Genomic DNA, 13944 nt, shown 5'->3' with positions numbered 1-13944 from the left:
GCACCGGTGAGCACAGGCCAAAAGGTGTGGCCCGAATCCGTGGTCGGGTAGATGTACCCCGGACAGGCGTCGCAACAGGCGCCGGGCCGTGGGCGGTTCGCACCAGGCACCAGCATCAGGACAGCGATCGGGATGGGGGCTTCCAGTGGGAGGCAACGGCGGCAGTGGCGGCACCGACGCCGCCAAACAACCCAACGCGCAGCTGGGTTCGTGGTTCATGCGCAGCGGCTGGTCCAAGGGGGAGCTGGCGCGGCAGGTCAACCGCCGGGCACGCCAGATGGGTGCGCACCACATCAGCACGGACACCTCCCGGGTGCGCCGCTGGCTCGACGGTGAGCAGCCGCGCGAGCCCATCCCGCGGATCCTGTCCGAGCTGTTCTCCGAGCGCTTCGGCTGTGTGGTCGGCATCGAGGAGCTGGGACTGCGCTCCGCGCACCAGTCCCCGTCCGTCTCCGGCGTGGACCTGCCCTGGGCCGGGGCCCAAACGGTCAGCCTCATCAGCGAGTTCTCCCGCAGCGACCTGATGCTGGCGCGCCGCGGCTTCCTCGGCACCTCCCTCGCCCTCGCCGCCGGCCCCGGCCTCATCGAGCCGATGCAGCGCTGGCTGGTCCCGGTGCCCGCGGGCCAGGGCGGCCCGGAGGAACCCGACCGCGCCCGGCGGCCCGCCCGGCTGTCCAAACCGGAGCTGGACCTGCTGGAGTCGACGACCGCGATGTTCCGCCAGTGGGACGCGCAGTGCGGCGGCGGGCTGCGGCGCAAGGCGGTGGTCGGCCAGCTCCACGAGGTCACCGACCTCCTCCAGGAGCCCCAGCCGGCGGCGGTGTCCAAGCGGCTGTTCAAGGTCGCCGCCGAGCTCGCCGAGCTCGCCGGCTGGATGAGTTACGACATCGGGCTGCAGCCCACCGCGCAGAAGTACTTCGTGCTGGCGCTGCACGCCTCCAAGGAAGCCGGCGACCGGCCCCTGGGCTCGTACATCCTCTCCAGCATGAGCCGGCAGATGATCCACCTCGGCCGGCCCGACGACGCACTGGAGCTGATCCACCTGGCCCAGTACGGCAGCCGTGAGACGGCCACCCCGCGCACCCAGGCCATGTTGTATGCGATGGAGGCCCGCGCCTACGCCGGCATGGGCCAGCCCAGCAAGGTCAAGCGGGCCGTCCGGATGGCCGAGGACACCTTCTCCGACGTGCTGCCCGGCGAGCCCGAACCGGACTGGATCCGCTTCTTCTCCGAGGCCGAGCTGAATGCCGAGAACGCCCACTCCTACCGCGACCTCGCCTATGTCGCCGGCCGCAGCCCCACCTACGCCTCCCTCGCCGAGCCCGTCATGGAGCGCGCCGTGGAGCTGTTCGGCCAGGACCCCGAGCACCAGCGTTCGTACGCCCTCAACCTGATCGGGATGGCCACCGTCCACCTGCTGCAGAAGGAGCCGGAGGCCTGCGCGGAGATGGCGCAGCAGGCGATCCCGTTCGCCCGGCAGGTCCGCTCGGAGCGGGTCAACACCCGGCTGCGCAAGACCGTGGACACCGCGGCGCGGGAGTTCGGCGGTGTTTCCGAGGTGATCCGGCTCAGCGACGAGCTCGCCCGCCAGCTCCCCGAATCAGCGGCGGCCGTCTGACGGCACGCCCCTCACACTCCGGCCGCGGCCGCCGCCCCGTACAGCCCGACTCGGCTCCCCCATGCCAGGTCACGCGGGCGGCAGCCGCGGTCGGGCTCGCTTTTTGCGCCTGAACCGGCGCCGCTTTCGCGGAGGTGGTCGCTCGCCGTGGGGGCTGCTCCATTGGTGGTTTCGGTGGGTTGAACGGGTGATGCGGGACTGACCTCGGAGTTCACCGGGGCGTAACACGGGGGGCGTCTTCGTCACTGCGGTGAAACACCCGCAAGGTTTGGCCGAAACCACGCTGCGACAACCTCATCGCGAAGTCGGCCCACCAGAAACACGCCCGCACGGGCCGCATCGACGACGAGGAGACGCCGATGCCCCCAGGCATCCTGACGCTTGCAGCAGACAAGGTGACACTCAGCCCCGCCAATACGGGATTCATGCTGATCTGCTCCGCACTGGTGATGATCATGACGCCCGGCCTCGCCTTCTTCTACGGCGGGATGGTCCGGGTCAAGAGCGTGCTGAACATGCTGATGATGAGCTTCATCAGCCTGGGCATCGTCACGATCCTGTGGGTCCTGTACGGCTTCGGGCTCGCGTTCGGCACCGACAGCGGCGGCTTCATCGGCTGGAACGGCAACTTCGCCGGCTTCAGCGGCATCGGCCTGACCGAGCTGTGGGGCACCAGCACCATTCCGGTCTATGTGTTCGCGGTCTTCCAGCTGATGTTCGCGGTCATCACGCCCGCGCTGATCAGCGGTGCCCTGGCCGACCGGGTGAAGTTCACCGCCTGGGCGCTGTTCATCGCCCTGTGGGTCACCGTCGTGTACTTCCCGGTCGCCCACTGGGTCTGGGGCGAGGGCGGCTGGCTCTTCGAGCTGAAGGTCATCGACTTCGCCGGCGGCACCGCCGTGCACATCAACGCCGGTGCGGCGGCGCTCGGCGTACTCCTCGTCGTCGGCAAGCGCATCGGCTTCAAGAAGGACCCGATGCGGCCGCACAGCCTGCCCCTGGTGATGCTGGGCGCCGGGCTGCTGTGGTTCGGCTGGTTCGGCTTCAACGCCGGCTCCTGGCTCGGCAACGACGACGGCATCGGCGCGGTCGCCTTCGTCAACACCCAGGTCGCCACCGCCGCCGCGATGCTCGGCTGGCTGGCGTACGAAAAGCTCCGGCACGGCTCGTTCACCACGCTCGGCGCGGCCTCCGGCGCGGTCGCCGGACTCGTCGCGATCACCCCGGCCTGCGGTGCGGTCAGCCCGCTGGGCGCCATCGCGGTCGGCGCCATCGCCGGTGTGCTGTGCGCCATGGCCGTGAACCTCAAGTACAAGTTCGGCTACGACGACTCCCTCGACGTCATCGGCGTCCACCTCGTCGGCGGCGTCGTCGGATCCCTGCTCATCGGGCTGTTCGCCACCGGCGGGGTGCAGAGCAAGGCCAAGGGTCTGTTCTACGGCGGCGGCTTCGAACAGCTCGGCCGGCAGGCCGTCGGCGTGGTCTGCGTGCTGCTCTACTCGCTGGTCGTCTCGTATGTCCTTGCCAAGGTCATCGACCTGGTGATGGGCTTCCGGGTCGATGAGGACGAGGAGGTCGCCGGCATCGACCAGGCCGCGCACGCGGAGACCGCGTACGACTTCGCCGGCGCGGGCGGCGGCACGGTCGGCCGCAAGGGACCGGCACTCGGCGAGGCCCTGACAAAGAAGGTGGACGCGTGAAGCTCATCACGGCAGTAATCAAGCCGCACCGGCTGGACGAGGTGAAGGACGCCCTGCAGTCCTTCGGTGTGCACGGTCTGACGCTCACCGAGGCCGCCGGATACGGCAGGCAGCGCGGGCACACGGAGGTGTACCGCGGCGCCGAGTACACCGTCGACCTGGTGCCGAAGATCCGCATCGAGGTACTGGTCGAGGACGCCGACGCCGAGGAGCTGATGGACGTGGTCGTCAAGGCGGCCCGTACCGGCAAGATCGGCGACGGGAAGGTCTGGGCCGTGCCCGTCGACGACGCGGTACGGGTGCGGACCGGGGAGCGGGGACCGGACGCCCTGTGACGGCACCGCCGCCTTGGTGCGGCTCCCGCCCCGGCGGCGGATACCGCGCCGGGGCCGGGGCCGACGCCCGGGCGACGGATGGCCGCCCGCCCCGCGGCGCCCCAGACTGAAGGTGCAGGGGCGGCACACGGGGAAGACGGTGACGGCGGGGACCGACACGACCGAGGAGCGCGCGAGGTGACGGAGAGCGTCGAGGAAACGGCAGGACCGGACGGAGCGGGGCGCCCGGCGGACGCGCCCGTACCCGGTCAGGACGGCGGCTACCCGGCGGCCCGGCTGCGGCTCCTGCAGGACGAGACGGCCATCGGACCCGACCGCCGCGCCGCCCTCGCCCGGATGACCGACGAGTGGCTGGCCGGCCTGCTGAACGAGCACGCCACCGCCGCCGGCCTGTCCGGGACCGCCCTCGTCGCGGTCGGCGGCTACGGCCGCGGCGAGCTCTCCCCGCGCAGCGATCTCGACCTCCTCCTGCTGCACGACGGCCGCGCCGACACCGCCGCCCTCGCCGCGCTCGCCGACCGCCTCTGGTACCCCGTCTGGGACCTCGGCCTGGCCCTCGACCACTCCGTACGCACCCCCGCCGAGGCCCGTAAGACGGCCCGCGACGACCTGAAGGTGCAGCTGGGCCTGCTCGACGCCCGCCACCTGGCCGGCGACCCGGAACTGACCGGCGCGCTGCGCACCGCCGCCTACGCCGACTGGCGCCAGAGCGCCCCCAAGCGGCTCCCGGAACTCCACGACCTGTGCCAGGAGCGCGCCGAGCGGCAGGGCGAGCTCCAGTACCTGCTCGAACCCGACCTCAAGGAGGCCAGGGGCGGGCTGCGGGACGCCACCGCGCTCCGCGCCGTCGCCGCCTCCTGGCTCGCCGACGCCCCGCGCGGCGGTCTGGAGGCCGCCCGCACCCGTCTGCTGGACACGCGCGACGCGCTGCATCTGACCACCGGCCGCGCCACCGACCGGCTCTCCCTCCAGGAGCAGGACCAGGTCGCCGGCGCCCTCGGCATGCTGGACGCGGACGCGCTGCTGCGGCAGACCTACGAATCCGCCCGCACCATCTCCTACGCGGCCGACGTCACCTGGCGCGAGGTCGGCCGGGTGCTGCGCGCCCGCTCCCTCAAGCCCACGCTGCGCGGCCTGCTGCACGGCCGGACCGCGGGCAAGGGCGACCGCTCACCGCTCGCCGAGGGCGTCGTCGAACTCGACGGCGAGGCGGTGCTGGCCCGTACCGCACGCCCCGAGCGGGACCCCGTGCTGGTCCTGCGCGCCGCGGCCGCCGCCGCCCAGGCCGGCCTGCCGCTGGCCACCCACGCCATCCGCCGCTGCGCCACGGCCACCGCCGCCCGGCCGCTGCCGGTGCCGTGGCCCGCCGAGGCCCGCGAGCAGCTGGTGACGCTGCTGGGCGCGGGCACCCACACCGTGCCCGTATGGGAGGCACTGGAGGCCGAGGGCATCGTCACGCGGCTGCTGCCCGACTGGGAGCGCGTGCGCTGCCGTCCCCAGCGCAACCCCGTCCACACCTGGACGGTGGACCGGCATCTCGTCGAGACCGCCGTACGGGCCAGTGCCCTGACCCGCCGGGTGCACCGCCCCGACCTGCTGCTGGTCGCCGCCCTGCTGCACGACATCGGCAAGGGCTGGCCCGGCGACCACTCGGTGGCCGGCGAGACCATCGCCCGCGATGTGGCGGCCCGGCTCGGCTTCGACGCCCGCGACACCGCGGTGATCGCCACCCTCGTACGGCACCATCTGCTGCTCGTCGACACCGCCACCCGGCGCGACCTGGACGACCCGGCGACCGTCGGCGCGGTCGCCGAGGCGGTCGGCAGCACCGGCACCCTGGAGCTGCTGCACGCCCTGACCGAGGCCGACGCCCTGGCCACCGGGCCCGCCGCCTGGAGCGCCTGGCGCGGCGGACTCGTCGCCGACCTGGTCAAACGGGTCGCCGCGCGGCTCGCGGGGGAGCTGGGGACGCAGGCGCGCGACGCCGACGAGCCGACCGCGGAGCAGGAGCGGCTGGCGGTCGAGGCCCGGCGCACCGGCGGCCCGGTCCTGGCACTGCACACGCGCTCCGAGCCCCCGGCCGACGCCGGGGACGGGGACGGGGCGCCCGCCCGGGAACCGGTCGGTGTGGAGCTGCTCATCGCCGTACCCGCGCACCGGGCGCCCGGCCGCCGCCCCGCGACGGCCCCGGCGGGCACCCCGGGCGTGCTGCCCGCCGCGGCCGGTGTGCTGGCCCTGCACCGGCTCACCGTCCGCGCCGCCGACCTGCTGCTGCTCGACCCCGTCGACGAGGGACCTGTCCTGCTGCTGCGCTGGCGGGTGGCCGCCGAATACGGCTCGCTGCCGCGCGCCGACCGGCTGCGCGCCGACCTGGTCCGCGCCCTGGACGGCTCCCTGGACATCCCCACCCGTCTCGCCGAGCGCGAACGCGCCTACGCCCGCCGGGCACGCGCGGTGCTCGCGCCGCCGCCCCGGGTCACCGTGGTCACCGGCATTTCCCGCACCGCGACCGTCATCGAGGTCCGGGCCCAGGACGCCCACGGTCTGCTGCACCGCATCGGCCGTGCCCTGGACACGGCGGGCGTCGCCGTCCGCAGCGCCCACATCAGCACGCTGGGCGCCAACGCGGTGGATGCGTTCTATGTCACCGGGGCGGACGGGGAGCCGCTGGCCGACGCCGCGGCCCACGAGGTGGCGCGGGCCGTGGAGCGGGCTCTGCAGTAGTGGCCGGGGAGCAGGGCAGGACTGGTTCGCTTGCGCGGCCCGATACCCTAGAACCCGACTGGACCCCGCCCCCGACCCCGAGGATCGACGACCGCCGTGTTCGATACGCTTTCCGACCGCTTGGCGAGTACTTTCAAAAACCTCCGGGGCAAGGGCCGCCTGAGCGAGGCGGACATCGATGCCACGGCGCGCGAGATCCGGATCGCGCTGCTCGAGGCCGATGTCGCCCTCCCCGTCGTCCGCGCCTTCATCAAGCAGGTCAAGGAGCGTGCCACCGGCTCCGAGGTCTCCCAGGCGCTGAACCCCGCCCAGCAGGTCATCAAGATCGTCAACGAGGAGCTCGTCGGCATCCTCGGCGGCGAGACCCGCCGGCTGCGGTTCGCCAAGACGCCCCCGACCGTGATCATGCTGGCCGGTCTGCAGGGTGCCGGTAAGACCACCCTCGCCGGAAAGCTCGGCCGCTGGCTCAAGGGGCAGGGCCACGCCCCGCTGCTGGTCGCCTGCGACCTCCAGCGCCCCAACGCCGTCAACCAGCTCCAGGTCGTCTCGGAGCGCGCCGAGGTCGCCTTCTACGGCCCCCAGCCGGGCAACGGCGTCGGCGACCCGGTCCAGGTGGCCAAGGACTCGATCGAGTACGCGCGCACCAAGCAGCACGACGTCGTCATCGTCGACACCGCCGGCCGCCTCGGCATCGACCAGGAGCTGATGCAGCAGGCCGCGGACATCCGCGACGCGGTCAGCCCCGACGAGATCCTCTTCGTCGTCGACGCGATGATCGGTCAGGACGCGGTCAACACCGCCGAGGCGTTCCGCGACGGCGTCGGCTTCGACGGCGTGGTGCTCTCCAAGCTCGACGGCGACGCCCGCGGTGGTGCGGCGCTGTCCGTGGCCCATGTCACCGGCAAGCAGATCATGTTCGCCTCCAACGGCGAGAAGCTGGACGACTTCGACGCGTTCCACCCGGACCGCATGGCGTCCCGCATCCTCGGCATGGGCGACATGCTCAGCCTGATCGAGAAGGCCGAGCAGACCTTCAGCCAGGACGAGGCCGAGAAGATGGCGGCCAAGCTGGCGAAGGGGCCCAAGGAGTTCACCCTCGACGACTTCCTGGCCCAGATGGAGCAGGTCCGCAAGATGGGCTCCATCTCCAAGCTGCTCGGCATGCTGCCCGGCATGGGGCAGATGAAGGACCAGATCAACAACCTCGACGAGCGCGAGGTCGACCGCACGGCCGCCATCATCAAGTCGATGACCCCGGCCGAGCGCCAGGAGCCGACGATCATCAACGGCTCGCGCCGGGCCCGTATCGCCAAGGGTTCCGGTGTCGACGTCAGCGCGGTCAAGGGCCTGGTCGAGCGGTTCTTCGACGCCCGCAAGATGATGTCCAAGATGGCCCAGGGCGGCGGCATGCCCGGGATGCCGGGGATGCCTGGCATGGGCGGTGGCGCCCGCAAGAAGAAGCAGGTCAAGCAGGCCAAGGGCAAGCGCAAGAGCGGCAACCCGATGAAGCGGAAGGCCGAGGAGGAGGCCGCGGCGGCGCGCCGCGAGGCCGCCCAGTCCGGCAACCCGCTGGGCCTGCCGCAGGGCGGCCAGGACCCGCAGAACTTCGAACTCCCCGACGAGTTCAAGAAGTTCATGGGCTGAGCCCACGGCTTCGGCACCCGAGCCCCTGACCGCCCCCGGGCGGCCGGGGGCTCGCTGCCTTTCTCAGCACTCCCCGACGGGCCGCCCCCACGGGTCGTAACACCCCGTCAGCTCGGGCGCCCCGTCCGCGAGGCCCGAGACGACCGCGACCGTGCTGCGGGTGACGAACACCTGGGTACGGAAGGCCAGTACGGCGGTGTCGCCCGGCCGCGCGGCGCCGGGCGCCAGCAGCCGGTAGTAGTCGATGTGGCCGGGCGGGGCGTCCTGCACCGCGAGGCGCGCGCCGGTGCGCGGGATCAGCGCGGAGCGGAGGGTCGCCCGCGGGTAGAAGCCGCCGCCGAACAGCGCCGGCCGGCCGTCGGCGAGCACATGCGCGATCTCGCTCACATACACATAGCCGGGAGTCTCCGGCTGCCGCGGCCCGCCGGCGTGCAGGGGAGTGGTGCCGGTCAGCGCGTGCCCCGGCTCCCCGTGCGTGGCACCGAGCCGGGCCAGCAGCGGCAGACTCGCCATCGAGGTGACACCGGGGGCGCTCAGCAGCAGCCCGGCCGGGTCGATCCCGCTCCGCTCGGCGAGCACCTTCCGCGCCGTACGGGCCAGGGCGAGGTTCGACGTGGCGAGCGGCCGGCCCGTACCGGGATCGCACCGCAGACAGGGGAAGGCCGTCACGCCCGCGACGCGTACGCCCGGCAGCCGCTCCGCCGCGGCGGCGAACGCCCCGACCCCGTCCGGCGGCACCCCGCCCTCCTGCCCCGGATACCCCGCGCCGGGTGCCGCCTCGATCCGGACGAGGATGTCCTGGACGCGGCCGAGCCGGCCGGCCGCCTCCGAGACGGCACGGGCGTTGGCGAGGTCGTAGACGGTGACCGCCTCCGGGCGCCAGGCCAGCATCTCGGGCAGCGCACGGCGGGGGATCTGCACCAGATGGCCGAGGTTCCCGGCCAGGGCGCCCGCTCTGTGCAGCGCCCGCGCCTCGGGCGGGTCGATGGCGGCGAAGCGCGGGATATGGCGGGCGACGGCCCGGATCAGCGCCGGGCTGCGGCCGAGCTGCTTGATCACGAACCAGAGGGAGAGCCCCAGCCGGCCGGCTTCCTCGGCCAGCAGCGCGGCATTGGCGGAGATCGCGTCCAGATCCATGACGTAGGTGTCGGGCGGGATGGCTCCGCTTCGGTGCAGCTCGGTCGCACAGGCCACCAGCCGGGGATTGCGGGCGAGGACGGTGTCGAGGAACACGGTCAGTCCTCCGGACCGGGAGCGGGCGGCACGGCGCGCGCCGGCCGGGGAGTGCCCGCGGCGGCGCCCGTCGCACGAGCCGGCGGACACCGGCCCGCGTCGTGGTCCTCCCCGCCGCCCCGCAGGTCCGTCAGTGACCGCCGCAGGATGTCCAGGACGAGGTCGGCCCCGGCCCGCATGGGGTTGATCCGTACGGCCCAGTCGGCGAGGTGGGGGGCGTCGGCCAGTGCGGAGCCGGAGAGGCGGTAGACGAGCGGGGCGATCTCGTAACGGGAGTTGGCGCCGACCGGGTACGGGGCGGCGCCGTGCCGTGCGGCGGCGGCCGGGAGCGCGCGGGCGAGCGGGCGGGCCAGGCGCACCAGCACACACCGGTCCTGCGCGTTGGCGAGCGCGGCCTCGGCGACGCCCGGCACCTCACCGGCCGTCAGCCGCCCGGCGACCTCGGCCGCCACCTGCGACTGCACCGCCCACATCACCGGTACATGCGTCAGCGCCCGCAACGCGTCCAGGGCCTGGTGACCCTGGACCTGTCCGCCGCCCGAGTAGTTGTCCCGGTGCACCCGCGCCACCAGGTCCGCCGCGCCCACCACGGCGCCGACGCCCTCCGGGCCGTGCAGCTTGAACAGGGAGAAGCAGCAGATGTCGGCGCCCAGTTCGACCCCGCACTCCGGCACCCGCAGCGCCGCATAGTTGTCGTCCACCACGGTGCGGACGCCGGCGGCCCGGCAGGCCGCCAGTACGGCGCCCGGGTCGTAGGAGTCCGCGAGGCGCTGCCGGGTGTGCTGGACGTACGCCCAGCGGAAGTCCCCGGAGGCCAGTGCGCGGGCCGGCTCCCGCGGATCGTTGAAGTCCGCTTCGACGGCCCGCAGGCCCAGGCCGCGCAGGGTGTGGGCGGTGGTGCGGTAGACCGGCGCGCGGTGGATCAGCAGCGGATCGCCCGCCTCCAGGGCCGCCCCGAGCGCGGCCCGCAGGGCGCCGGTCCCCGCGCCCTGCACCAGCGCCGCGGCCTCGGCCCCGAAGAAGTCGGCGAGCACCGCCTCGACCTTGGCGGTGGTCCGCGGGCGGCCCGGCCCCGGCACCACCCCGGCATCCGCCGTGAAGAGCTCGGGTCCCTCGAAGTGCCGGGCGGTGCACTCCAGCAGCCGGAACTGCCGCTCCACGGCGTCGGGCACCGTGACCGTCGGCAGAGGAAAGGTGCGGGGCAGCCGCACGCTCACCGCGGGGCACCGTCCGCCCGGCCGCCGCCCGGCTCCGGCGGCCCGTCGTCCGCCCCGTCCCGCCCCGTGAGGAACCGCAGCGGATTGCGCCGCGTCAGCCGGTCGATCATCTCCTCGTCCACACCGGCCGCCCGCAGCCGCGGCAGGAAGGACCGGAACAGATGCCCGTAGCCCATCCCGCCCTCGCTGACCAGGTAGCCGTGACGGGAGACATCACAGCTGAGCAGCACCCGGTCGGCGTGCCCGGACTCCAGGAGCGCCAGCAGCAGCCGCAGCCGTACGCGGTCGCTCTGATAGCTCTCCTTGCCGACGGTGTCGAACGCGATGTACGCACCGGCCGCCGCCAGCTCCCGGTGCACCGCCGGATCGTCGAGCAGGTCCTGGTGGCCGATGCTGACGCGGTCCGGCGACAGCCCGGCTGCCGTCAGCAGCTCCAGCTGGGCGAGGCCGCCGCGGCCGAACTGGGCGTGGGTCGCGACCGACAGACCGGTCGCCGTGGCGGCGAGCGCCGCCGCGGTCAGCGTCCGTGCCTCCGGCTCGCTCGGCCGGTCGCCGTGGCTGCCGACCTCGCCGATCACTCCCGGACGGATCCCGGAGCCGCCGCAGCCGCGCTCGATCTCCCCGACCAGGGTCCGGGCCAGCCGCTCCGCGCTGGTGCGGCTCAGCTCCGCGGGGTGGAAGGGCTCGTAGTACCAGCCGGTCGCCGCGACGACCGCGACCCCCGAATCCGCGGCGATCCGGGCCATCGCGGCCACGTCGCGCCCCATGCCCCGGCAGGTGAGTTCGATGAGCAGACCGAGGCCGAACTCGGCGCGCAGCGACGCCAGTTCTTCGGTGATCGCGGCCCGGTGCCCGGGCGTCAGGGTCGCCGCGCTGTCGGCGCCGCGGGTCAGGTCGAGCGCCAGATGCTCATGGGCGAGCACCGGCCCGCGCACGGCGGAAGCGGGCAGCGGGCCCGAGACGGTCTGCAGTGAAGCGTTCATCAGCGCCTTCCCGGCCGCCCGGCGCGGCCGAACCCCGTCCGGGAGCGATCCCGTCAGGACGTGAGAGGGGTGAACAGGTCCAGCCAGTACAGGACGTTGAGCAGGACGCCGCCGACGACGACCGCGGCGGGCCCCGCGGCCGTGCGGACCACGACCCGCCCCATCGCCTCGTTCAGCAGGTACAGCCCGCCGACGAGCAGGATGCCCAGCCCGCCGCCCATCGCCTGGGCGGCCAGCAACGAGCCGAAGAGCAGCGCCAGTTGCAACGTCGCGCCGATCGCGCCGCGCAACTGCTCGGAGCAGTCGCGCACGGACGGCAGCCCGCCGAGCACCCGACCGATCCCGCTGAGCGCCAGCACCTCGACGGCGAAGACCAGCGCCCCGCACACCAGCGCCCACCAGGGGCTCGGCAGCAGATAGCCGATCGGGTAGACGAAGGTGAAGCCCGCGATGCCGTACGCACCGGAGGCCAGCGCGGTGGTGGCGATGAGCGGCAGGAACCCGAAGGCACGGTAGAAGTCGACCTGCGCCGCCTCCACGGACCGCCCCTTCGCGATCAGGAAGCTCGTCGCCTCACCGCCGCCGAATATGTGCAACTGCGCCAGCAGGCACACCCCGCCGCCCAGCAGCATGAACAGCGGCAGATGGCGGCGCAGCCGGGCCGCGCTCGCACTGAACAGGGACACCATGGGGTCGTCGTCCGGCACCGGGGGCCGCTGGACCGCGGCCCGTGCCTGCGTGGTTGCCGCGCGGGCCTCCGTAGTTGCCGGCCGGTCCTCCGCTTGTGCCGCCGGGGCCTCCGCCGGTGCCACCTGGGCCGGCACCCCCGCTTCTGCCGCCAAGGCCCGGTTGTCTGCCGCCAGGGCCCGTTCGTCCGCCGCCCGGGCCCGGTCCCCGCGCCGCTGCCGCAGGTCCTTGGCCACCGCGAATCCGATCAGCAGCAGCACCCCCGCGGCCATCGCCGGCGCCCCGGCGAACACCTTCGGCCACAGCTTCATCGTGACGACGACGAGCGCGAGTTCCACCACGCCCGCCACCGCGCCCGGCAGCCGGCCGAACTGCTTGCTGACCGCCAGCACCGGGAACAGCGTGAACAGGTACAGGATCGGCGTCGACATCTGCTGCATGGCCGTCAGGAAATCGACCGGCAGCTCGTGCGCCGCCTCGTTGGCGCCCCTGAGCCCGAACACCACCACCGCGCCCCAGGCCCCGCCCAGCACCGGCGCGAGCCACTTCTTCGGCGCGAGAATCCCCAGCAGATCGGTCGGCAGGAACACCAGCCAGGGATTGAGCACCCCCGACGACAGCGCCATCGGCGCGCCCAGACCGAAGACGAACCCGGCCGACAGACCGAAGGACACGGCACCGGTCGCACTGCGGGTGGTCCGCCCGTGGAGGAAGTCCAGCAGGAACGGCCGTACGCCGTCGTTGAACACCGCCAGCGCCAGATGCGCCAGGTAGGCGGTCAGCGCGCACAGCCCGATGACGGTCACCTGACCGGCCGTCGAGAAGCCGAGGGCGCCGGCCGCGGCGACGGCCTGGTGCGCGGCGGCGGTGGGTCCGGTCATGTCAGGACGTACGGGCGGCGATGGCGCGGGCGAGCACGGGAGTGACCGCGTCCAGTTGGTCGACGGCGTAGCCGAACACCTTCTTGCCCTCGTCGAGCAGCGCCTCGATCTGCTCGGCGGTGGGCACCGACCGCCCGAACGTGTGGCAGACGGCCGAGCCCAGCAGCCCGACCAGCACTCCGAGCGAGGCCCCGGCCCCGGTGTGGCAGGTGCCGAGGAAGTAGTCGGCCCGCCCGGCCCGCAGCTGCACCGCCGCGTCCATGTCGCTGCTGACGACGATCTCCACGCCCGGCAGCCCGAGCCCGGTCACGCGGCCGGCGACCTCGGACTTGCCGAGGCCACCGGTGAGGATCTTGGTCATGGGGTGTCCCTTCGCGGTCGGGCCGCGGGCACCGCCGGGCCCCCGCGCCATACGGCCAGATGCAGCGCCAGGAAGTGGACCTCCGGGCCGGGGAGCAGCGCGCCGAGCTCGCGGTGGGCCCGTACGGCGAGCGCGCGGGCCCGGGCCAGCGCCTCGGGGTGGGCCGCGAGCTCCTCGGCCACCGCCGCCTCCGTACCGGACGGCACGACGCTCCCGCCGTCCAGCAGCCGGGTGAGCGCCATCAGCAGATGGCTGGTGAGCATTCCCGCGCTGTCCTCGGTGACCGGCCGGCCCTCGACGGCCAGTGCTTCCAGCTCGGCCGCCACGAACGCGGCGACCTCGGGCCGCACCTGCCCGCTGTCGCGGAAGAGCCGGATGCGCCGGGCGAGCCGGGATTCCATGGGCGGCCGTCCTTCCCTCGAAGGCAACAGTAACCAGGATTCTGGATTCTGCTTCTCGACGTGCCGTCACTTTTTGCCGGTGGCCGAGGCGTCCGGCCTGTCGCGGCCTGTCGGCCGGATGACCGGCCGGCCGTCCCTCCCTGCCCGCTCCGCGGACCCC

General features: G+C 73.5%; 11 protein-coding genes. 5 read left to right on the top strand and 6 right to left on the bottom strand.

The window, feature by feature from the left end; genetic code table 11:
• Positions 1-145: 145 nt before the first annotated feature.
• The 5 genes from nsdA (at position 146) to ffh (ending at position 8021) form a co-directional block, all read left to right on the top strand.
• The gene (nsdA, locus tag Scani_RS02900; RefSeq protein ID WP_159469713.1) at positions 146-1618 is read left to right on the top strand and encodes a transcriptional repressor NsdA; all 1473 of its coding nucleotides are present in this window, start codon (positions 146-148) and stop codon (positions 1616-1618) included.
• A 359-nt stretch (positions 1619-1977) separates the two neighbouring features.
• Positions 1978-3318, top strand: coding sequence for an ammonium transporter (locus Scani_RS02895; RefSeq protein WP_159469711.1), 1341 nt, complete (start codon positions 1978-1980; stop codon positions 3316-3318).
• Positions 3315-3653 carry a P-II family nitrogen regulator gene (locus Scani_RS02890; protein ID WP_159469709.1) on the top strand — a complete coding sequence of 113 codons (339 nt, stop codon included), beginning with the start codon at positions 3315-3317 and terminating at the stop codon, positions 3651-3653. The genes Scani_RS02895 and Scani_RS02890 overlap by 4 nt, the downstream gene beginning before the upstream one ends.
• A 177-nt stretch (positions 3654-3830) precedes the next feature.
• Positions 3831-6377: a [protein-PII] uridylyltransferase gene (locus tag Scani_RS02885; RefSeq protein WP_159469699.1), complete on the top strand. Its 2547-nt coding sequence runs from the start codon at positions 3831-3833 to the stop codon at positions 6375-6377.
• Positions 6378-6473: 96 nt separating this feature from the next.
• Entirely contained in the window at positions 6474-8021 is a 1548-nt protein-coding gene (gene ffh / locus Scani_RS02880) for a signal recognition particle protein (RefSeq protein WP_159469697.1), read from the top strand.
• Positions 8022-8084: 63 nt separating this feature from the next.
• On the opposite strand, the gene Scani_RS02875 is transcribed toward ffh, so the two are convergent.
• The 6 genes from Scani_RS02875 to Scani_RS02850 are packed head-to-tail and all read right to left on the bottom strand — an operon-like array spanning position 8085 to position 13784.
• A complete protein-coding gene (locus Scani_RS02875) occupies positions 8085-9254 on the bottom strand; it encodes an alanine racemase (protein ID WP_159469695.1) in 1170 nt (389 codons plus the stop codon).
• Between the two features lie 2 nt (positions 9255-9256).
• Positions 9257-10471, bottom strand: a complete 1215-nt coding sequence (locus tag Scani_RS02870; protein ID WP_159469693.1) for an aminotransferase class V-fold PLP-dependent enzyme — start codon at positions 10469-10471, stop codon at positions 9257-9259.
• The gene (locus tag Scani_RS02865; RefSeq protein ID WP_159469691.1) at positions 10468-11454 is read right to left on the bottom strand and encodes a phosphotriesterase family protein; all 987 of its coding nucleotides are present in this window, start codon (positions 11452-11454) and stop codon (positions 10468-10470) included. Before Scani_RS02865 ends, Scani_RS02870 begins: the two co-directional genes overlap by 4 nt.
• Before the next feature lie 53 nt (positions 11455-11507).
• Positions 11508-13022, bottom strand: coding sequence for a YhfT family protein (locus tag Scani_RS02860; protein ID WP_159469689.1), 1515 nt, complete (start codon positions 13020-13022; stop codon positions 11508-11510).
• Position 13023: 1 nt separating this feature from the next.
• A complete protein-coding gene (locus tag Scani_RS02855) occupies positions 13024-13383 on the bottom strand; it encodes a DUF2620 domain-containing protein (protein WP_159469687.1) in 360 nt (119 codons plus the stop codon).
• Positions 13380-13784, bottom strand: a complete 405-nt coding sequence (locus Scani_RS02850; protein WP_159469685.1) for a transcriptional antiterminator — start codon at positions 13782-13784, stop codon at positions 13380-13382. The genes Scani_RS02855 and Scani_RS02850 overlap by 4 nt, the downstream gene beginning before the upstream one ends.
• Positions 13785-13944: the final 160 nt, after the last annotated feature.

The sequence above is a fragment of the Streptomyces caniferus genome, assembly GCF_009811555.1.
Classification (GTDB): Bacteria; Actinomycetota; Actinomycetes; order Streptomycetales; family Streptomycetaceae; genus Streptomyces; species Streptomyces caniferus.
Note: the sequence above shows the minus strand (reverse complement) of the source record. Positions and strands in the feature narration are given on the sequence as shown.

Excerpts from the sequence above, each read along its gene's own strand:
- Scani_RS02865 (WP_159469691.1), bottom strand. The coding sequence starts at position 11,454 with ATGAACGCTTCACTGCAGACCGTCTCGGGCCCGCTGCCCGCTTCCGCC.
- Scani_RS02850 (WP_159469685.1), bottom strand. The coding sequence starts at position 13,784 with ATGGAATCCCGGCTCGCCCGGCGCATCCGGCTCTTCCGCGACAGCGGG.
- Scani_RS02860 (WP_159469689.1), bottom strand. The coding sequence starts at position 13,022 with ATGACCGGACCCACCGCCGCCGCGCACCAGGCCGTCGCCGCGGCCGGC.
- Scani_RS02855 (WP_159469687.1), bottom strand. The coding sequence starts at position 13,383 with ATGACCAAGATCCTCACCGGTGGCCTCGGCAAGTCCGAGGTCGCCGGC.
- Scani_RS02895 (WP_159469711.1), top strand. The coding sequence starts at position 1,978 with ATGCCCCCAGGCATCCTGACGCTTGCAGCAGACAAGGTGACACTCAGC.